This window comes from Thalassotalea litorea, assembly GCF_005843925.1.
GTDB classification, from domain to species: domain Bacteria; phylum Pseudomonadota; class Gammaproteobacteria; order Enterobacterales; family Alteromonadaceae; genus Thalassotalea_A; species Thalassotalea_A litorea_A.
The window spans coordinates 1-19,618 of record NZ_VCBC01000005.1; the positions used below are offsets into that span (position 1 = coordinate 1).

Below are 19,618 nucleotides of genomic sequence, written 5' to 3' on the forward strand. Positions count from 1 at the left end.
GAAGTGTTAAAGTTGTTAAGATAATTTGCATATAACAAGCTGTTCAAGCGGGACAAATAACAGGGCGTTAGGTGCATAAGCGTGACTAAGAAACAGGCCATATCAATCTTATTAATAGTTATAGCTTTTATAAGTCTATCTGTAGTTTTTTTACTTAATTCTGCAGCGCCAAAATTTAGAGTAGAAAATAGATCTCCTAGCCCAGTTCATGTTGTTTCTTATTGGCGAAATGAGTCAAAAGATCTTGGGTTATTAAATAGTGGTGACATCGTTATTTTCGAGATTAATGCTGAAGCTGCTATGACTTTCAAAGTTACTTTAAGTAATGGAGAAGTCATTATTACAGAGCCAATGTATTTTACTTCAGGGACTAAAATATATGCTCAAATCAACGAAAAAGGCGTTGATGTAAGTTCTAGCACCTAACAAGAATTTAAAGCGGGATTGCTACCGTTTGCTCGGTTTCGCTTCGCTACACATTTTAGCAAACTATTATCAGCCCCTTAAATGGGCGATATACGTAATACTCAATCACAAGTTTGGAGTTTAGATTTAATGAAGTGCCCACGAACAGGAAGTCCACTTAAGACCGTTAAAGTTGGAAAGATCGCAGTAGATATTTCCGAGGAATGTGGGGGAGTGTTTTTTGATAATCTTGAATTAGATAAATTCGATGAGAAACACGAAATAAGAGGAGAAGTCCTTGTTGAGCATCTTACACAATTTGAGTCTGTAATTTTAGATGCTGATAACCGAATTAATTGCCCTAAATGTGAAAACGTGGTGATGATGAGGAGATTTTATAGTCCGAAACAAGTATTAGAAATTGATGAGTGTCCTAATTGTGCAGGTATTTGGTTAGACTCTGGTGAATTAGAATTACTTCGTGAAAATTTCTCTTCGGAAAGGGAAAGAATTGCTATGTGTGAAAAATTAATTCAAGAAGTTGATAAGGATCCTGATGTAATAAAACAACGAATGGAGCATCAAAATACGATAGGCAATTTGGAAACCTTCACAAAGGTAATGAATCGCTTGTTTACACCAAGACACTACCTGTAAATTACGGATAAAAAGTTGCTTAAACGGACACAAACAGCTGGCTGTGCTCGTACCTCGCATATAGCCCCTTAGCAGGGCGTTATGTGTAAATTAAACATCGAGTATTGTCATAATTAAAATGGATATTTATGAAGTGCAAAAAGTGTAAATCAGAAATTACCTCACCATTGGTTAAAGCGACAAACGTTACTGGAACTCCAATGAAATCATCATCTTGTCCTGTGTGCGGTGAAAATTTAGATGGTTCAAAAAGACATTGGGTTGTATTAGTTATTCTAATTCTCGGTATTGGTTTAATATCAAAGTATTTTGCTTAAATTTGGGTGTGTTTTACACATAACACGCGCATCAACGCATGGACTATATAGCTTGGCTTAGTTCGTGCTTTATTAGCCCGTTATGCGGGCGTTATGTGCTTAGAAGAGTTCATTGATGTATCGAAATTTATTAAAGATAATCATAGTCTTATTTTTCCTTTCAGGTTGCGCTGAAAGAGCGGTTAATATTACTGACAAAGAGGGAAAGATTGTAGGAGGTTGTAATGCGGGTTTTGATTGGCATTTTTATGGCCTTCAAGACTCTATTGATTATATGCTCTATGAATGTGCTAAAGATTCAATAGCTAAAGGTTTCACAATATCAGATGAAAGGCTTCTTACCCTTGATTTTAGGTTACCAAAACCTCCAGAAGGCAAGTCGTGGAATAAAAAATTAGCGATGCATCACTTCCATAAGGGAAACATCACCGAAAGAAAGCTCGGTTATATTCTTGCCGCTATAGAATACGAATATCAGAAGGTTGTTTGGCCAGCAGAAGATGATTTAGCTAACGGCAAAATCACTCAGGCTGAATTCAATAAAATAATCAAAGATGCCAAATTTAAATGGCTTGGCGAATGAAACACACAACAAGATGATAAAGGAAAATGACGTCTTAAGGTTGGCTAGATGTTCGTTCCTCACAAATATTGGCCAAGTATTTTACGTCGCTTATGTAGGCGTTAGCTGCTATATCGTAATCACCCTATACAAAAGGAAGTCATCTTGCCATTGAATCGAATGCTTACATTTCTACTGCTGACGCTCATCGTACAGGGTGCAAATGCCGAACCTCTTATCAAAGAAGCTTCGGGAATTGTGCGTTTGGGCAATAAACTTTTAATTGTCGCCGACGGTGACTTGGGTAATTACTACGAATACGACATAACCGATCTTAGAAGTCGACATATTGTTTTTAGTGAAGCGGGCCGACTGCACAGCAAGCAGATCATTGAGGCAAAACTGCATGTGGACTTTGAAAGTATCGATGTGCTCGCTGACGGGGAAGTTATTGTGCTTTCGGAGCGATTACGGTCGCTTGTGTCTGATAAGGGTACGATCATTTCGTATCCAAGCCGATTCGGGGAATACGCACAAGCGGGACTTGAAGGCCTTGCATCGCGCCCAACGCCTGGTGAGCGGGGTAGTTATGATATCGCCGTTCTTTGGGAAGGGGGCTATCCGATAGCGCGATTCCTACCCGCCGAAATTGCACCGCCAACCCGAGCACTGCGCCCGGTTGTGATCTTACATACTCTTGTAAATGGTGTGGTACCCAAACCATCAAAGGAAGTTGTACTTAACACCGATTCGCTATCCAAGTGGGTCGATCAAAAAGAGCCCAAAGGCCAAGAACCCCATGCTTTTCGCTTTCGTGCCCCCGATCTTGTGTGGCACAGGGATGGATTTATAGTGCTACTGAGTAGCGTTCGAATGCCAAGTAGTGACGACAGTAACCGCTATGGTCCGGCAGTGCTTCAGCGATTTGATCTCAGTGGTGAACCCATAGGGCAGCCGTTTGAGCTAGCTCCCCAGTTGAAATCTTTGAAGGTTCCTGTTAATAAAAACTGGGAAGGCTTGGCGTGGTATGAGCCAGGGAAGACACTCATGCTTGTCAATGACGATGATCGAAATGACGCACATGTGCCTTTGATAGATATCCCGCTAGGCTGGTAATTGGCCGCAGCTAACAAGTCATGCAAAAGGATACTGCTCCTCCCCCGTTTTAGTGGACACCTCTTCATTACTTTGAGGAGGCTAAAATGCCTATAAACCCAGCCTTGAAAAACGTGGTTTTACCCTATAAATTTTAAAATCAAAGCTGTCGAACTAAGTTTACGAAATGATGTGATGTCAAAGGAGGTTGCTGAACCGCTTGCATTTGTTATGTCATTTCCATTTGGAGCAGCATTCGGCAATTTTATTTGGCTTAATATTGTTTTTTAAGCGTAATCAATTTAAATGTGTTACGTAGCAAGTCGTATAAAAGGGCAAAAAACAGTCGGCTTTTGTTCTTTCGTCGCTTAAATTAGCCAACAATTTTTGTTTCATAGCTATGCTTTATACGGACACTGACTGAGCAATAATCAGGTCAATTTGAACTTATGATAATTGTCATGGTGATTAGGAATTTAGGAAATGAAGCTTTTTGTTAAAACACTCAGCATTCTAAGCATTTTGGCCGTGTTAGTTGCTTTTCTTGTACAAATGCCAGCGGTACAAGAACAATTAATACAGAGAGAAATTACCCAAAGCATGTCTAACGTCCCTGATGATCTTTTTGCTGAGGATGCGTTGCGAATAACACTATGTGGCAGCGCCGCACCTATGCCCACCAAGGATCGAGCAGCAACTTGCGTCATGGTTATTGCCGGTGGTAAGTTCTATATAGTCGATACAGGTAACCGTAGTACTAATAATCTTGGGATTTGGCGGATTCCAGCTAAACGTGTAGGGGCGGTTTTACTAACCCATTTTCATTCGGATCATATGGGTGATTTGGGTGAGTTCAATATGATGACTTGGGCGCAGGGGCGTGATGCACCACTTGACGTATACGGCCCCATAGGCGTGAAGCAAGTGGTCGAAGGCTTTGCCCAAGCTTATGCGCTGGACAGCGCTTATCGTACGGCACACCATGGTGAAGACTATTTAAATCCTGCGATAGGAAGGATGGTAGCTAAAGAAATTCGTTTAGAGGGTGATTCAGCAACAGTGTTGGATGACGGGGCGCTGAAGATAACGATGTTTTCTGTCAATCATGCACCGATACATCCCGCCGTTGGGTATCGTTTTGATTACAAAGGGCGCTCAGTTGTAGTAAGTGGGGATACGACGAAAATTGAGAAAACAATTAAATTCTCAAGAGACGCTGATGTGTTGTTTCATGAAGGTTTATCTCGGCATATCGTGAAACAAATGGAAATCGAATCAGGTAAAATCGGTAATAAACAGTTAGAGAAGATTATGTTCGATATACAGGACTATCACACTTCTCCAGTCGAGGCGGCTGAAGTAGCAAATGAAGCTAAAGTCAAAGAATTGGTTCTCTATCACCTCGTTCCAGCGCCAGATAACAAAGTTGCTGAATGGACGTTTATGCGAGACGTAAAGGAGGTTCGACCAACGGGTGTGACAATTGGGTATGATGGCCTGACGTTTACATTGCCCATCGGTTCTGAAGATATTTATCAGGAAAATTTGAATGACCGATAGTCGGCTCATTTAATTGAAAAGCAATAAAGTAGAGAGCTGTGCGCGAGAAAATCATCACGTATAACATGGCGCTGATGAGCTCTAAATATTTCCACAGAGCTCGGTGTTATATTCACATCCTGCGATTTTTCGAAGAAATCAGGAGCGGTTGAAACGTCAGGGAATGGCGCAGGAGAATCAGTAAAGTCACCCGCGTATGCATTCCCAATCAGCGTAAACGTCCAGCTTAAAAAACTAGATGTCGCGTAAAATTGAGATAACGAAAGTCGATAGTTGTGCATATAACAAGGGCATCAACGGTGATGCCAGGACTTCGTTATGGCAGTGTTATGTTTCAGCAACTTAAAAAGGATAACTAAATTGAGTCAGGAATTTTACTCTACGCCCTCAGCAAATCTGGATATAAGAGATACATCAAGAAGTAGCCCTGTCAAAGCTATTAGCATAGCAGTGCTGGTTAGTTTCGTGGGTTCCATGATAGTTGCTATGCTGATTGGCATAATTTATGGCATATATATTGGCACTGTAGGTTTACATCCGGACGCAGAAACAGAAGTATATCTACCAAGTTCAGTTATGTATCTCGCTTTCATTATTGAAGGAGCATTATTTTCTTTATGGTCGGGCCAATATGTCGCTAAAAAAACCAACTTTAAAGAATACAGGTACTGCATCTATTTGATTTTAATTTGTAGTTCGCTAAGTTTAATTATGTTTTGGATAATACCCGATCAATATAACGCACAGCCACTTTGGTATACCATTGCACGCTTCTTGAATTATCCATTTGCTGTATTATTAGGCTGCTGGTTACAGGTCAAAAGAACATAACAAATTAGTTCAATACATTGCGGCAGCAAACAGTCTCTATTGGGCGCAGCTGCGGTGCCCATCGACTCCAAACGTAATATTCAAGTGTTTACTTAAAACCGTTGGCTTTTGCGCGTTCCTCGCTTATTTTCGCCAACAATTATTTACCTCTTAACGAGGCGTTAACCATCAAATGGAGTTGTCGAGAGAATGAATGAAAAAGTTTTGGCTTTAGGTGAAAAATGTTTACGTTTAGTGACATCTAATAAAAGTACATCGAGTTTTCTTGGCGGGAAGCCTCTAGTCGGAGGTCAGTTTGAATGGCCGCGGAAAAATGACAAACCTCTTGGCTTTATCGGACAATTAGACTTAAAAGAAATCAATTCAGAAAAAGAAATAGATTGGCTACCCCAAGTAGGAAGACTTTTATTTTTTATTGCTGAGTTTATCCCTTTCGGTATTATTTATTATTGGTATCTAAAGCCAGTATACGGCATATAACAGGCGCATTAAGACGGAACGGCTAACAGTTTTCTTAGTTCCGCTTCGCTGCACAAGTTTAGCCAAACATTATCAGCCCCTTAACAGGACATTAGCAGTACAAGGATGCAAATGAGTACTATCGATTATTCTAAATACACGTTGAACGATCTATTGGATGTAAAAGAGAAGATTTCACCAGATTCGCCAAACTACAATTCATTGCAACTAGAACTTGAAAATAGAAAGGATGAAATTTCAGAAGCAATTGAAAAGTCTAAAGAAGAGGCCTTTTCAATTGCTAAGAATAGAGTGAAAATTATCGGCTACTTCCAACTAACTGCTGCAGTGGCGATTTTACTTTATTATGTCGGTTCTATTTTCGATGGCTCATTTTCATTTCTAAGTACCGTCGTTGCTATACCATTTATAGCGCTTAATGCAATCGCAGGGATGACCGCGATAAAAGAAAATCACAAATACTATTGGCTTTCAATACTAAACCAGTCTCTTCAAGTACTTAGTATTGGTCTTGGATCTATTTCGGCAACATACTCAGGGCTTGGTAGTGCATATGTTTATATAAGCTGGAATACTCAATTTTTATTTGGTGCATCAGCTTCATTTTCGCCTGGCTTTTCATTTAATCAATATACAGGCAACCTGCCAACGCAGTGGATCTCAATTGATATAGTGGCAATTATATTTATAAGTGCGCTCCTAACTGTGAGTAAAGTTAAAAGTACTGCGAACAAGTCATTAAATCAGGATCAATAAAAGTTGGCTTTTGCTCCTGCATCGCTTATTTTAGCCAACTGTATTTTGCCCCTTAAAAGGGCGCTAGCTTTCTTTAACAATAAGCATCAAGGATAGATTATGAAATCGCGAATGAATTTAGTTACATTAATTTGTATTACTGCTTTATCAGTCACAACATAAGGTTGTACATCATCGAGCTACGGTAACACTTTTACCCCTATTCAAATAAATCACGCGTCAGATCAATATACCTTAAAAATATATACTGGTGGTTTCGCGGGGACAGAATATGCAAAAAAAGATTTAGATGTAGAGGCTAAAAAATTTATCGCTCTGCATGATGAGTATGTTGATTACAAGATTATTTCGTCTAGTTTTCAGTTAATACCTTCCGGTGTTACATTTGTTGTTGAGTTCATAAAAGAAAGCTAACAAGCTGTTCAAACGAGAGAAATAACAGTGACTGGTTCCGCGTCGCTACACTTTTTAGCCAATTTCAATTTGCCCCTTAACAGGGCATTATGTGTTTAATCTCCTGGAGAGTTTGTGCCAAATATTTTGTTTCTATGCAGTAAGAACAAGCTTCGAAGCCCAACGGCAGAAGCAGTATTTTGCAATATAGATGGGTGGGAAGTCTCTTCGGCTGGTATCAGTAGGGATGCTGAAGTTCATGTTTCTCTTGAAGACATCGAATGGGCTGATTATATCTTTGTTATGGAAAATGCTCATAAAAAGAAATTGTCTAAAAAATTTGGCAGCGCAATTAACGGGCAGTCTGTGATCTCTTTGGGAATACCAGATGACTACGAATACATGGATCAGGAATTGATTGATTTATTGAAATCAAAAGTTCCTGCATATGTAAAGTAAACACATAACAAATTGTTAAAAGAAGGGACATAAAATCATTGGTTTAACGCCAGTTCCTCGCTAAAGTATAACCAATTGATTTTTAATCTCTTATAGAGGCGCTAGGCGAATGGAGCAGAAATGTATAAATTTCTTGTGAAGGTTATATTTATCGCAATGATACCTCCATCGGCATTTGCATCGAACGATAGTGAATTCTATGACTCTATCCGAACATTGGATACGTTATTCGAAGTAATCGAAAATAGTGCAACTGAACACAAGTTCAAGGATCAGGGTATGGAATTTACGCACTACTTTTCCTCGGAGCTTAATCGATCCTTTATTGTTAATGATGAAGTAGGGGAAGTCTGCTTTACCTATGAAGGCAGCGAGGTATTAAGTTGCTTTCCTTGTAAATCCGATGAAATCTCTGGAGCTTGTCCTTAGAAGTTCGCCTAGCAAAGCGCTTAAGACAGATTTCCAACGCTTGGAATTTTCGGTTCAGGTTGGGTTTTGTGATTACGGTACATTAGTTTAGGTTAACTGGTCGCGTGGTTTATTACTTAACGCGGCATTATATTTTTGTCGAGTCCTATGAATAGATTCTTAGCCACAGTATTTTTTCTCGTATCTCAAAACACCTATGCCGGTGATTTTGCCAATGATCTTGTTTCCGCGGCAATTGATCGTACCAAGCAAGACATAACTTATGATGGGTCGTACTTTTCTATTGCATACCCCAACGGGGATGTCCCTCAGAATATTGGCGTTTGCACCGATGTCGTCATTCGATCTTATCGCTCATTGGGAACAGACCTACAGGTTTTAGTGCATGAAGATATGTCCAAAAACTTCTCTGCCTACCCTTCAAAACGCATCTGGGGTTTAAGTCGCACTGACAAAAACATAGATCATCGCCGCGTCCCCAATTTACAAGCATTCTTAACTCGTAACGGCTCTGTGCTTCCCATCACCAATGACTCTAAAGATTATGCTCCTGGTGATATTGTCACTTGGATGCTCCCAGGAAACCTTCCTCATATTGGTATCGTTACAGATAAAATATCGAAGATCACTGGAAATCCACTTATTGTTCACAATATTGGTTCAGGGCCAAGTCTGGATGATATGCTATTTTCATATCAAATTACCGGGCACTACCGATATGTGCCAAATAAATATGGCAATTTTTAAGGAAGCGAGACGCTGTAGCTACTTAAGGCGTTAGTATTACATATAGAGCAGGATAGTTTTGATGAATAATCTACAAAAAGTTGCAGGTGTTTCAGCTATTTTTGAGGCTTTAATTTATATCGTTGCCTTTGTGTATTTTGGCGCTTTTTGGGAATATCCCTCCGAAGGTACAGCATCCGAAAAAATGGCATATTTGGCAGAAAACCAGTTTGTGTTTTCTATGATTTATTTTCTGATGTATGCAGTGTTTGGCATTTTTCTAGCGGTTCTTGTGGTTGGCTTATATGTGAAACTAAAACCAATAAATGATCCAATTGTTAAAGTGGGTTCTATCTTTGGCGTTGTTTGGGTTGTTCTGGTTATTGCAAGCGGTATGCTGGCAACTATTGGGCTTTCACATGCAATTAACCTAATGGATTTATCCTCCGAGAAAGCTTTTGATATGTGGAGAATTATTTCAGTGCTAATCGAAAGCCTTGGAGGCGGGAACGAACTGGTTGGTGGACTTTGGGTACTGTTAATCAGTATAGCTGCGTTAAAAGCCCAAGCATTCCCGCGAGGACTGAATTACCTTGGTGTCGTTGTAGGAGTTTCTGGTATTGCAACAATATATCCAGATAAAGTCTTCACCGAAATTTTTGGGATTACTCAGATTATTTGGTTTGTCTGGCTTGGTATATTCATGCTCGGCCAAAGCAATGTTAGCCAGTCTATTTCAGCCGACCGCTAACGCGTCGACTAAATGAGGCATTATATTTACTTTTCATTATTGGAGTTCAATTGATTAATTTCAGAGAAAAATCATTGCTATTATTTTGTGGTATCTTGCTTTGTGGGTGTGTCACAACGAACCCGTCTATTGAACGAAAAAATTATTTTCCTTGGGAGAATGATACTGGTTATACACAAGTAGTAAAAAATGGTAACACTCTGTATATCTCTGGTATTACGAGCGAAAAAGCCAGCTTTGAAAACCAAGTGGACGATATATACACTAACATCAAGAAGATACTGTCTGATTATAATGTTGGAACCGATGCTATCGTAAAAGAAGTTATCTTCACTACAGACATTGAAAAGTTAAAGTCGGCAATCCCAATACGTAAGGCTTATTTTGACGGTAAATACCCGTCTTCCAGCTGGGTTGAAGTAAAAAGGCTATGGAGCGAATCACACTTTTTAGAAGTTGAACTTGTTGTTGTGTTACCGTAAACATAACAAGCTAATAAATAAGGACAAAAAACAGTTTGCTGTTTTCGTTCCTCAACCTTTAGAAAAATAAATTTGCCAATTATTTGGGCACCATAAATACAAGGAAGTTTCGGTTATGAAAAATAATTTTAGTATCTTAATCATTGCTATTTGTTTGCATGGTTGTGCCTCAACCAACGATGAGACAATAAAAGAGTATCCAAATCTATCGTTAACTCACAATGAAATTAAATCCTCAAAGTGGGATCAACTCAATAGATTTCCTGCTAGATACCCAATAAAAGCAGTGCAAAAATTTATTGAAGGCTGTGCAACAATTGAATATGTAATAACCCCACAAAATGAAGTTAAGGACATTGTTGTCGTAGTTTCAACAAATAAACATTTTTCAAAAGCTGCTAAACAAGCAATTAAAAGCTGGAAATGGTCAGAGTTACCTAAAAGCATCCTTACTCAACCAGTCAAAACACAAACTCGATTTGATTTCTGTTTTGATAAGCCAAATCAGCCTTGTTCATCTACTATTCCAACATATTCATGTCCAAGCGAAGATATCATTTATTCCACAGGCATGCTTGTGAAGGCAAGCGGGTAATGTATTTATAACAAGCTGTTCATACGGGCAAATAACAGTAGGCTTTTGCTCGTTCCTCGCTAATTTTAGCCACCATTTTTTCGCGCTTCGTAAGGCGTTATAAGTTAGGAAATCAAATTCAAAGCCTTGAATTAATAAATATATGAAAAACAGAAAACTAAAATTCATATTCAGAATCGTATTATTTGCAGGGACAGCAATTTCTCTTTTTTACGTGCCGTGGATATTGGTGAAAGCATGGATATTACCCCTGCCAAGTACAGTTCAGGAACAAGTTGATGAAGCAATAAGTCATGGGTTCGATGGCATGATTGTTTATATTGATCAAGCCGGGCAACCACCGGAATTTTATGCCGGTGGTTGGAAAGATCGAAAAAATAAAATACCTGCCGATCCAGAAGCATTATTTAAGATTGCGAGTATTAGCAAGTTGTATGTTGCCGTTTCTATGGCGAAATTAGCCAATGACAACCGTTTGTCTTTAGATGATAAGGTTGCAGACTACTTTCCGGAGCTTGTGGGCAGAATTGAAAATATTGAAAAGATCACGTTGAAACTAATGGTACAACATCGCAGTGGTATTCCAAACTTTACTAATAATCCCATTTTTTGGCAAAACGAACAGGAAAACAGTAAAAGAGCCTTAGAATTTGCCCTTGATTTACCCGCAAGCTTTGAGCCAGATAAAGGCTATGAATATTCAAATACAAATTATTTGTTGCTTCGCCAGGTTATAGAAAAGGTCGTGGGTTATTCGCATCATCAATATATTAAAGAGGAAATATTGATCCCTCTAGGGCTGAACAATACGTTTAGTTCGCTGAGCGAAGTAGATTTAGACGACGTAATGAGTGGCTATTATGTTGGTGTTGAAGAGGATTTCAAGACCCATGAATACGGCATGTTGGCAACAGCAGAGGATGTCGGCACATTCTTGCGGGCATTAAACGACGGTTCAGTATTTGATGCAGGTGAACAGGCAATATACTCCTCTATTTACGTATATGAACATGGTGGGCTTGTTCCGGGCTACCAAAGTCTTGCGGAATACCACAAAGACATAGATACCGTAGTTGTGCAATTTATCAATACCACGGATTTTAACGGGTATGATTGGAATCTATCGGAAATCATCATTAACCGTATTGTCGATATACTCAAAAATGACAAAAAGTCATAAAAAATTGGTAAAGAAGGGCGCACCAACATGTGGCTCTTCTTGAGGTGTTATATGCCAAAAGGAGCCGGATGAAACTTCTGTTTAAAATTGCTTTTTCAGTTGTCGCTATACTCACTGCACTGTATTGTGCCAGTTTCTATATTTTGCCGAGTGTAAAAATAGTGAATAATTCGGGTGCAGAAATAGCTCAAGCGAAAGTTACATTGCCAAGTAGCCAATTAGATTTTGGTTCAATATCTAGCGGGGAAAGCAATACCCTTCATTATTCACTGTCGCAACAACACGATGGTGTATACACCTACGAATTTTTCAGCGCTAATTCAGTTGCATATCGAGGTAGTTGTGGATACGTTACTAGTAACGAAATAAATAAACGTGTTGTTATAACAGTGCAAAAAGGCAAGCTTGTCACATGCAATTAGGTAAATTGCAAGGCAGTTGAGAACGGACGCAATACATTTGGCTTGCACTCATTCATAACTAAAGTTTAGGCAACTATTTTTTAGCCCTTTATGCGGTCTTTATACGTAAATGGGTACCAATAAATGAATTTACTATTTATTTACCGCCCAAATGGGTGAAATAGAAATAGAAATAGAGTAAGCGAATTAATAAGGACAAATAACCGTTTGCTGTTTTCGTCCCTAAAAGTATCCCCATCATATTTTTCTATTATCCTGCGGTTATATGGCGCTTTAGGTAGTCGGATGCGTTGCGAAGTTAAGCGCTGTCGGTTGTTTTAAAAGGCGGCGAGGGTGTCTGTTAATACTTTTAATCGCGTTTTTTCGAACGGACGATGTTTTGAGACGGGATTTTTAGACGACTGCGCCTTCGATGCTATCATTACAAATACCCGAGTCATCTCTCCACCTTTATCGAATTATCAACACCTTAGGGGAGTGAATGAACGGATGTTGCTATTGCAACTTAGGTGATTTCATTTATAGTTACTGTATAACAATTCACCAATTTGGAGAATTGGTTAACTGCTAAAAACTAACCATAACAGGATGTTTTAATGGGTAAATCAAGCTTAGTAGTCTTAATTTTAGGGTTTCAGTTTGCAGCCTTTGCGCAGCAGGCAAGCGAACCCGTCAATATTCCGCAAACGCAAGTTAACGCACCAACACCAACACAAACACAAACACCAACACAAACACCAACACAATCACAAATAAGCCATTCGCAGGAGCCATCTCCTGAGCAAACACGATGTCCTGGTATTGAAACTCTTAGCAATAAAGATGATCCCAATCAGATTTATCGTCGTGTGGTTCGCTGCTCGCAATTACAGGAATACGATAGAGCTGCTGAGCTTATGTTTGTTGCCATGTCTTACGGCAAGTTTGACTCGATGCGAGTCAGCGGCAAAGTCAGGCATCACGCGGCGGCGCGTTCACGAATAGAAGCGATGAATAAACTCAATGCAATGCAGCTGGATGGGCTTCATCAGGCGTTAATTGTAAAATTTCAAAATGAAGATGAGCGCCAGCAATTGTGTTCATTAATGCGATCGATTGGGCAACCGGTATATCAGCCCGAATATATGCTTAACTATCAAAATCCACTGAGTAGCCGTCAGACCCACTTAGCGTCGCCATCATTAGGCCTACCGACTTTTGAACAGGAGTTAGCATGGGAAAGCGTATTTTTTAATTTTGCCCGTTGCTCTGCGTAATATGTTAGAAAGTGTCCTTTTTGCCGATCGTCAATCAATGAACACAAGATCTAAGAGCGGCGCTAATTTGATGCGTATGAAAATGATGAAATAAGTGTTAATGGAAATCATTAACTCAGTTACTTGTAAATTTAACGTTATCGCAAGGTTGAAACCAGGTTAAATCCCGTCCATTTATACAGATATCGCTGGCGCTAAACGTTCGCTGTGGTACGCTATTCAGTCCAATTAGTCATCATTGTGAAGTCATAAACAGGCATGGGCAAAACTCTCCATTTCATTTGCATATTTATTGTTGCTCAACTGTTGTTCGCCTGTTCGACCACAGATGCACCGCAATATTTTAAAACCGAAACAAAAGAAAGAGTTATTTGGCAATCTGTGTCAGAAGCCCAACCACAAGATGTTACTGGCATAGACTTTCGTAATGGTCGGTTGGTGAATAATATCTGGATTATCGATCTCCATCAGGAAGTGGCACTTAAGCAGAAATTACTGCAACAAATCATCGAGCACCGTGGCACGGATAAACCAATGACCTTAGATTTAGTCATCGCGCAATCCCAGTGTACTTTTCGCAATACCGATTGCAGCACTTCATCGATAGACTGGTTAGTGGAACCTGGAAAAGAAACGTTTATTGGCTTTACCGGGGAAACCAAAACAGAAGTTCATCCTTATGATAATCGTTTTGGTGATTTGTCAGCGACATTACAGGTAAAACAGAAACAAAATATCGTTACAATTCCTGTGAGTTGGCGAATAAAAGATCATAAAGTCTATGTCGACTTAAAGCCTGCACTGTTGCAATCGCCATTTGAACCAGAAAAAGCCATTTTAAAAGTGGATTTTGCAAATGATCACCATCAGTACAGCCATAAAGTTGTATTTGAACAATATATCTTTAATTTACTCGAACTCTCGCCTCAGTATTGGCACAAGCCGGATATCAATATCCAACAATGGCTTGATGCCATTGCACAATGTCTTCCGGTTGGTGATTTTGACTGTGCGATAGCATATATGCTGAAAATCCAGCGCAGTGGTGAGCAACTACCCGATAGTTACTATTATCATATCGCGTCAATGTATTTAATGGCGGGTGATAGTGAGAAGGCCAAAGCCTACGCTCAAAAATACCTCGCTACCGCCAGTTCAGAACAATACAAACATCAGGCGAGGGCAATGCTTTAATGAAAAGATTATTTGCCAAAATAACGAATTGCAATGCCTACGCTGTTAGCACAGCAGGTGTTTATCGCGCGCTGCAGGGTATTATGTTAACAGCAATGTTATTGATGGCTGCGGATATTGTTGTCGCGGGAGAGCAAAAAAGCATCAAGCCCAAGGAAATTCGATATGCGACGTCACGCTGGCAGGGCATTGATGATGATTCGGGCTACCAGGTTACACTGGAATTAAACAGTAATTTGAGTATGGGGATTGTAAAAAATGATCCTTATTACCTTTGTTCCGGTACCTGGAACCTGATTGAAATTGCCATTCCTGAACATGATGCTCTCCTTGCTGATGTGAATGTCAAGCAGCGCAATCAGGATATTCCTGCCTCAGTGCTGGAAAAGATTAGCTTGCGCCAATTGAAAGCCCAGTTTGCGTTGGACAAACAGAATAATTTTGATTTGGCTTGTGAACTTGGTCAATTTTCACCATCGTCATCGTCACTGCATGCCACGGTCAGCCACAATATTCCTTCGATTATCGACTGGCAAAAACTCATCATTAACAGTATTGATAATCAATATGTTAATCAAACCCTGGCAAAAGATGTGGTGTATGATTTTGTTGGTACGTTGCGAAAAGACACGACTGCAAAAATTGCGCAGCACCAACCCCGAATTGTTGATGTTGATATCGACCTTTCCGCGTTTAAAATTTGGCTTGGCGAACAAGCGCAACAAAAGCTGTTAAGCACTGCGGATGCCGAACTTGACTTAGCGAATGTTCAAGGTTTGGCGTATACCGAAAGCCAAGGGTTTAACGAATTGCAATTTGATCGGTTTATGCAGGGGTTGTATGAACAAAAACGACTAAATGAAGGAACGCGTAAGATAGAGCAGCGCTTTACGACGAATTTATTCAGCGGCGAAAATCAAATTCAGATTGGCGACACAAACCGCACCTGTGCCAGTACCGATGCTCTTTCTGAGGTAATGGGAAGTTGGTTCAGTGGAACCTCTATGTTCCAAATAATCGATAAGTGCCATGGCGTCGCCCCGGATTATGGCTTCGTTAAAACCGAACATTGTGCAATTGAACTAAGCCCGACTCCAGTCTTTCATCCAATCGATGAGACGCTTGCAACGGATGAATTTGTGCATACTTCGACGCCATATTGTCCTAAACCTCTGCTGCAGTTTGTGTCATTAAAAAATGGCAACCCAGCGAGCCGAGCGATGTTTTTGCAAACGTCAGGTTTTTCCAAACAAGGCTTGGCCGCCGTGCAGTTGATTGATGAACAATGGCAGGTTGTTACCAGTGCATTTAACCGACTCAAACCTTTACCCGATGTCGTGGGTTTTCGAGGCGGTTTTCATCATGAACGAATTGTCTTTAAAAGCAGTAACGGGCTGTATGGTGCAATGGATCCGAAATTTAATGTGATTGTTGCGCCGATATTTGAAGAGATCCAAAGCTTTTCGTCTAAAGTGACGCGCGTAAAGTATCAGGGTAACTATGGGGTTATTGACAAAGCTGGTCAATGGATCGTGCCTGCCAAGTTTGCCAAGGCAGGTTTTGTCGAAAATGGTCACATCCTGGTTGGTGATAGCGATAGCGAACAAAGCACATCCCCTTGGTTGTTGATCAATAGTGAAGGTGTTTTACTCAAACAAACCACGCATGTCGGCCATATTCCGCCACCGATGCATGCATTACTCAAGTAATTTCACTAAAAAAGCCCCATGACATTTGAGGGCTTTTGCCTAGACTTAATAGTACAAAGTCACATGTCTATACTGAAAATAACGAATATGTCAGTTGGATAAACACGCCAAAGGTCACTATTTTGAAATCATCGCAAACATTACTAGGCATTAGTGCATTGCTGCTTGTTTCATGCAGCAAAAGTTCTTTCGATTATTACCAGCCTCAACAAGGGATAGCTGAAAACTTCACCAATAGTTGCAATGGCAAGGGGCCAGACGATCATATTCGCTTCACATTGCATCAAAATGTGTATGTGGAAGCTACCGCGTATTTTTCACAGGTTGAGCCCGGAAAGTTCACCGCTCAGATCTCTTATTTTGTCCCCCAGGAAAATACCCTCAGATTCGTGGATAAATCGTTTGTCGTCAGTGATGCCGCGCAAATTAACAAAACATTTATTGCGGATCAGGTTTATCGATTTATGGGAACGGACCATATCGAACGACAATCCATCGAAGGACTGTTACCTGGTCGTACCATCCCAATAAAATACTTTCAGGAAATTCGTGACGTTGATGTTGGTTACCGTATCGAGATTAAACACCAATTTGCCAATAATGTTGATCAATTTACGCTAAAGCTCCCGATGGTTGAAATTAACGGTCAATCTGTCACCGCAGAGCCGATAACGTTTAGCCTGAAAGAGTTAAGTCGTTCGTTACCAGGAAACTGCCAATTACCTCAGTATCAGTAATCTAGACAGATAAAAATGATGATTTTTGTATTACTTTGTTTTAAGGTAAAACTCTGATCTTCAAAGATGTTTTTATGAAACTGTTACGGTACCCCATCGCAATAGCACTCTTCATTATTCACCTATTCAGTAGCGTGAATGGTGCGTTTGCGTCTAATCAACAACCCTTGGTTACTGCCAATGGCAGTACTGTGGTGATGATATGCACCGGGCAGGGCGTCAAGTACATTGATTTGGATCGCTATTATCAATTAGGTGAACTGGTTTTCGTTGATATCGATGATAGTGAATTACCCCAACCAAACGATTGTTCAACGTGTCTAATTTTTGCTGCTGCGGATATAGAAGACTATCAGGTCGCCAATGCTTTCAATCGGAACGTAACGGCGTCGAACCCCAGTTTAGCGATCCACAAACAACACCGGTTTTATCTTCTCAACTCGGCACCATACCACTCCAGAGCACCACCTTTGGCTTAACTCTACAAAAAAGCTGCAAGTTCATACGCAGGTAATCCTGTGTAAAATCCATGCTAACGTGATCAATTGTGTTGTGGGCTGTCACAGCCAACAATCTGATCTGCTGCGGAACTTGCATCTTCTGGTAATTGTTTGAATTAAGCACTAAATAAGGATGTATGATGAAAAAAAATAACAGAGTTGGCCTGTGTGCCTCGGCGGTTCTAATGGCTTGCAGTAGCGCTTGTCATAGTGCCTATGCGAATATGGCCGAGATGATGGCACCCCAAAACAGAGCGCCAATTGGCGTGATGGGCGCTCATATGCATAATCAAGGTGAGTGGATGATGTCATATCGGTTTATGCATATGGACATGTCTGGGATGCTAAGGGGCGATCAAGAAATAAGCGCCGAAGACGTTGCCACTCAGATAGCCAATCCGTATGCTAACCCACCAATGTCACCGCCTACTGTTCGGGTTGTTCCGGAAAAAATGACCAGTCAAATGCATATGATCGGTTTGATGTATTCGCCAAGCGATGATTTGACCCTAATGGCTATGTTAAATTATCTCGACAAGTCGATGGACTTGACGACGTTTTCCGGTGGGATGGGGGATACCCAACTAGGCAGCTTTACGACCCAAAGTTCGGGTTTGACGGATAGCAGTATTGGCGGCTTATATCGGCTTTTTAGTGGTGATACTCATCATTTGCACGTAAATGTAAATTGGCTTGTTCCGATCGGAGACATTGAAGCTAGTGATGACGTTCTGACGCCGATGAATATGCGCATGCCGATGCGGTTACCTTATGGAATGCAATTAGGAACCGGCAGCCATCAGTTACAAGCCGGGTTAACGTATGCCGGCAAAGTCGATAATATGAGCTGGGGCGCACAAGGGCTGTACACCAGTGTCATCAATGACAATGATGAAGACTATCGCTGGGGAGATTCAGCGCAGCTTTCAACCTGGTATGGATATCGTTTATCGAAAAAACTTAGCGCGTCTTTGCGGCTAACGTATCGTCATCAACAAGATATCGATGGGTTTGATGCATTGATCATGGCACCTGTAACTACTGCGAACCCGAATAATTATGGTTTTGAGCGTATTGACCTGGGATTGGGGATTAACACAGTGATCAGCCATGGTCATAGGGCTGCACTGGAATGGGAATTGCCCCTTTATGAAGATGTTAATGGCGTACAAATGGCGATGGATTCCATGCTCACTCTAGGTTATCAATATATGTTTTAGTGGTGCGCTTAACCTCTTGTGTTTTTTAATTGATTAACCGGTTACCCCGGACAATATGGGGTTAGCCGGTTTTTTAAGTTAAAAAGCCCTGTTAATAAAATCGCTATCATTTTTAAATTCTAGACTGGATAAGATTCGTACTTTGACACGGGTCTTTTAAAACTGGTAGTTTTAATTACTGCGATCAGTTGATAAAAAACAACAATATAAGAAGAAAGTTGATGAAGTTATTTCGTATTTTGATATTAAGTTTGTGCATTGGCTATTGTTATGCAAATTTAATTATGGCGTTTGAATTACCGGTTGTGAAACAGCTTGAGCACTGGATTGCCGGGCAAATGGACAATCAGGAAATCCCCTGGAAACTGTATTCTGGTGTGTTGATCGCGGCAATAGTGCCTTTTGTGTGCGCATATTTATATGCCCGATCACAAATAGTGTTAGTCTCCGTTTTGAGTGTTGTATTGGCCGTACATTTTGTCGGAAATCGCCAATCAAACCTGTGGGATCCGAGTGGTGTTATGACGTTTTTTGAACCGTTAAATGCCAATTCGGTCAGCCTAAGTACTTTCGTGTATTTAGGTTTGATTATCTTCTGGCCGTTGGTATTTGTGGCATTGATCCAAAAGATTGATAAAGCGGTTAATTAACGCTATTTCGCTATTTTTTCACCGAGTTTAAACGTTGTGTGAAAGCTTGGTATCTGTTGCTCGGTATCCGTTGTTTTGCATTCGCAACATGCCGCTCTAAATTGGTCTACTCGGGTAAACAGACTGACTACGTCAGCCTTTGCTATTGATATCACGATGAGCAGGCGCCGGAGTGTTGGCAATACTTCACGTTACCTGTGACGAATATGAACGAAATAGGGGTGACGTAGTCGCTGACAGATACAGTGGCAA

Annotated in this window: 23 protein-coding genes; all 23 read left to right on the forward strand. The window is 40.5% G+C overall.

The features are described 5' to 3' along the window. Window positions 1-81: 81 nt before the first annotated feature. The 23 genes from FE810_RS05325 (at window position 82) to FE810_RS05440 (ending at window position 19,366) form a co-directional block, all read left to right on the forward strand. Window positions 82-426 (forward strand): hypothetical protein, encoded by a 345-nt coding sequence (locus FE810_RS05325; RefSeq protein WP_138319019.1) that lies wholly within the window; start codon window positions 82-84, stop codon window positions 424-426. Between the two features lie 81 nt (window positions 427-507). Then, window positions 508-1,062: a TFIIB-type zinc ribbon-containing protein gene (locus FE810_RS05330; protein ID WP_246036917.1), complete on the forward strand. Its 555-nt coding sequence runs from the start codon at window positions 508-510 to the stop codon at window positions 1,060-1,062. Between the two features lie 432 nt (window positions 1,063-1,494). Continuing rightward, window positions 1,495-1,962: a hypothetical protein gene (locus FE810_RS05340; RefSeq protein WP_138319021.1), complete on the forward strand. Its 468-nt coding sequence runs from the start codon at window positions 1,495-1,497 to the stop codon at window positions 1,960-1,962. A gap of 243 nt (window positions 1,963-2,205) precedes the next feature. Beyond that, entirely contained in the window at window positions 2,206-3,057 is an 852-nt protein-coding gene (locus FE810_RS05345) for a hypothetical protein (RefSeq protein ID WP_138319022.1), read from the forward strand. Between the two features lie 462 nt (window positions 3,058-3,519). Beyond that, window positions 3,520-4,596, forward strand: a complete 1,077-nt coding sequence (locus tag FE810_RS05350; protein ID WP_138319023.1) for an MBL fold metallo-hydrolase — start codon at window positions 3,520-3,522, stop codon at window positions 4,594-4,596. Window positions 4,597-4,956: 360 nt separating this feature from the next. After that, window positions 4,957-5,427 carry a hypothetical protein gene (locus tag FE810_RS05355; RefSeq protein WP_138319024.1) on the forward strand — a complete coding sequence of 157 codons (471 nt, stop codon included), beginning with the start codon at window positions 4,957-4,959 and terminating at the stop codon, window positions 5,425-5,427. A gap of 189 nt (window positions 5,428-5,616) precedes the next feature. Continuing rightward, window positions 5,617-5,907: a DUF1963 domain-containing protein gene (locus tag FE810_RS05360; RefSeq protein ID WP_138319025.1), complete on the forward strand. Its 291-nt coding sequence runs from the start codon at window positions 5,617-5,619 to the stop codon at window positions 5,905-5,907. A 111-nt stretch (window positions 5,908-6,018) separates the two neighbouring features. Further along, window positions 6,019-6,663, forward strand: a complete 645-nt coding sequence (locus tag FE810_RS05365; RefSeq protein ID WP_138319026.1) for a hypothetical protein — start codon at window positions 6,019-6,021, stop codon at window positions 6,661-6,663. A gap of 528 nt (window positions 6,664-7,191) precedes the next feature. Next, the gene (locus FE810_RS05370; RefSeq protein WP_138319027.1) at window positions 7,192-7,515 is read left to right on the forward strand and encodes a low molecular weight protein tyrosine phosphatase family protein; all 324 of its coding nucleotides are present in this window, start codon (window positions 7,192-7,194) and stop codon (window positions 7,513-7,515) included. Between the two features lie 120 nt (window positions 7,516-7,635). Further along, window positions 7,636-7,944 (forward strand): hypothetical protein, encoded by a 309-nt coding sequence (locus tag FE810_RS05375; RefSeq protein WP_212744475.1) that lies wholly within the window; start codon window positions 7,636-7,638, stop codon window positions 7,942-7,944. 147 nt (window positions 7,945-8,091) lie between these two features. After that, on the forward strand, window positions 8,092-8,691 hold the full coding sequence (locus FE810_RS05380; protein ID WP_138319028.1) for a DUF1287 domain-containing protein: 600 nt from the start codon (window positions 8,092-8,094) through the stop codon (window positions 8,689-8,691). Between the two features lie 61 nt (window positions 8,692-8,752). Further along, window positions 8,753-9,421, forward strand: a complete 669-nt coding sequence (locus FE810_RS05385; RefSeq protein ID WP_138319029.1) for a DUF4386 family protein — start codon at window positions 8,753-8,755, stop codon at window positions 9,419-9,421. A gap of 50 nt (window positions 9,422-9,471) precedes the next feature. Next, window positions 9,472-9,903, forward strand: coding sequence for a RidA family protein (locus FE810_RS05390; RefSeq protein WP_171022271.1), 432 nt, complete (start codon window positions 9,472-9,474; stop codon window positions 9,901-9,903). Window positions 9,904-10,018: 115 nt separating this feature from the next. Further along, window positions 10,019-10,498 (forward strand): energy transducer TonB, encoded by a 480-nt coding sequence (locus FE810_RS05395; RefSeq protein WP_138319031.1) that lies wholly within the window; start codon window positions 10,019-10,021, stop codon window positions 10,496-10,498. Window positions 10,499-10,640: 142 nt separating this feature from the next. Then, complete coding sequence (locus FE810_RS05400; RefSeq protein ID WP_138319032.1) at window positions 10,641-11,678, forward strand: serine hydrolase domain-containing protein; 1,038 nt, start codon at window positions 10,641-10,643, stop codon at window positions 11,676-11,678. Between the two features lie 68 nt (window positions 11,679-11,746). Next, on the forward strand, window positions 11,747-12,100 hold the full coding sequence (locus FE810_RS05405; protein ID WP_138319033.1) for a hypothetical protein: 354 nt from the start codon (window positions 11,747-11,749) through the stop codon (window positions 12,098-12,100). 596 nt (window positions 12,101-12,696) lie between these two features. Then, window positions 12,697-13,356 carry a hypothetical protein gene (locus tag FE810_RS05410; protein ID WP_138319034.1) on the forward strand — a complete coding sequence of 220 codons (660 nt, stop codon included), beginning with the start codon at window positions 12,697-12,699 and terminating at the stop codon, window positions 13,354-13,356. 258 nt (window positions 13,357-13,614) lie between these two features. Then, window positions 13,615-14,550, forward strand: coding sequence for a tetratricopeptide repeat protein (locus FE810_RS05415; RefSeq protein WP_138319035.1), 936 nt, complete (start codon window positions 13,615-13,617; stop codon window positions 14,548-14,550). Beyond that, window positions 14,550-16,259 carry a WG repeat-containing protein gene (locus FE810_RS05420; protein ID WP_138319036.1) on the forward strand — a complete coding sequence of 570 codons (1,710 nt, stop codon included), beginning with the start codon at window positions 14,550-14,552 and terminating at the stop codon, window positions 16,257-16,259. Before FE810_RS05415 ends, FE810_RS05420 begins: the two co-directional genes overlap by 1 nt. Window positions 16,260-16,381: 122 nt before the next feature. Then, window positions 16,382-16,996 carry a hypothetical protein gene (locus tag FE810_RS05425; protein ID WP_138319037.1) on the forward strand — a complete coding sequence of 205 codons (615 nt, stop codon included), beginning with the start codon at window positions 16,382-16,384 and terminating at the stop codon, window positions 16,994-16,996. A 74-nt stretch (window positions 16,997-17,070) separates the two neighbouring features. Then, complete coding sequence (locus tag FE810_RS05430) at window positions 17,071-17,475, forward strand: hypothetical protein (RefSeq protein WP_138319038.1); 405 nt, start codon at window positions 17,071-17,073, stop codon at window positions 17,473-17,475. 161 nt (window positions 17,476-17,636) lie between these two features. Further along, on the forward strand, window positions 17,637-18,716 hold the full coding sequence (locus FE810_RS05435) for a transporter family protein (RefSeq protein ID WP_138319039.1): 1,080 nt from the start codon (window positions 17,637-17,639) through the stop codon (window positions 18,714-18,716). Between the two features lie 221 nt (window positions 18,717-18,937). Then, window positions 18,938-19,366, forward strand: coding sequence for a hypothetical protein (locus FE810_RS05440; protein ID WP_138319040.1), 429 nt, complete (start codon window positions 18,938-18,940; stop codon window positions 19,364-19,366). Window positions 19,367-19,618 lie beyond the last annotated feature (252 nt).

Bases quoted from the DNA above. Each gene is read 5' to 3' on its own strand.
- FE810_RS05330 (WP_246036917.1), top strand. From the start codon at position 508: ATGGGCGATATACGTAATACTCAATCACAAGTTTGGAGTTTAGATTTA.
- FE810_RS05340 (WP_138319021.1), top strand. From the start codon at position 1,495: ATGTATCGAAATTTATTAAAGATAATCATAGTCTTATTTTTCCTTTCA.
- FE810_RS05350 (WP_138319023.1), top strand. From the start codon at position 3,520: ATGAAGCTTTTTGTTAAAACACTCAGCATTCTAAGCATTTTGGCCGTG.
- FE810_RS05360 (WP_138319025.1), top strand. From the start codon at position 5,617: ATGAATGAAAAAGTTTTGGCTTTAGGTGAAAAATGTTTACGTTTAGTG.
- FE810_RS05365 (WP_138319026.1), top strand. From the start codon at position 6,019: ATGAGTACTATCGATTATTCTAAATACACGTTGAACGATCTATTGGAT.
- FE810_RS05375 (WP_212744475.1), top strand. From the start codon at position 7,636: ATGTATAAATTTCTTGTGAAGGTTATATTTATCGCAATGATACCTCCA.
- FE810_RS05380 (WP_138319028.1), top strand. From the start codon at position 8,092: ATGAATAGATTCTTAGCCACAGTATTTTTTCTCGTATCTCAAAACACC.
- FE810_RS05385 (WP_138319029.1), top strand. From the start codon at position 8,753: ATGAATAATCTACAAAAAGTTGCAGGTGTTTCAGCTATTTTTGAGGCT.
- FE810_RS05395 (WP_138319031.1), top strand. From the start codon at position 10,019: ATGAAAAATAATTTTAGTATCTTAATCATTGCTATTTGTTTGCATGGT.
- FE810_RS05400 (WP_138319032.1), top strand. From the start codon at position 10,641: ATGAAAAACAGAAAACTAAAATTCATATTCAGAATCGTATTATTTGCA.
- FE810_RS05405 (WP_138319033.1), top strand. From the start codon at position 11,747: ATGAAACTTCTGTTTAAAATTGCTTTTTCAGTTGTCGCTATACTCACT.
- FE810_RS05410 (WP_138319034.1), top strand. From the start codon at position 12,697: ATGGGTAAATCAAGCTTAGTAGTCTTAATTTTAGGGTTTCAGTTTGCA.
- FE810_RS05415 (WP_138319035.1), top strand. From the start codon at position 13,615: ATGGGCAAAACTCTCCATTTCATTTGCATATTTATTGTTGCTCAACTG.
- FE810_RS05420 (WP_138319036.1), top strand. From the start codon at position 14,550: ATGAAAAGATTATTTGCCAAAATAACGAATTGCAATGCCTACGCTGTT.
- FE810_RS05430 (WP_138319038.1), top strand. From the start codon at position 17,071: ATGAAACTGTTACGGTACCCCATCGCAATAGCACTCTTCATTATTCAC.
- FE810_RS05435 (WP_138319039.1), top strand. From the start codon at position 17,637: ATGAAAAAAAATAACAGAGTTGGCCTGTGTGCCTCGGCGGTTCTAATG.
- FE810_RS05440 (WP_138319040.1), top strand. From the start codon at position 18,938: ATGAAGTTATTTCGTATTTTGATATTAAGTTTGTGCATTGGCTATTGT.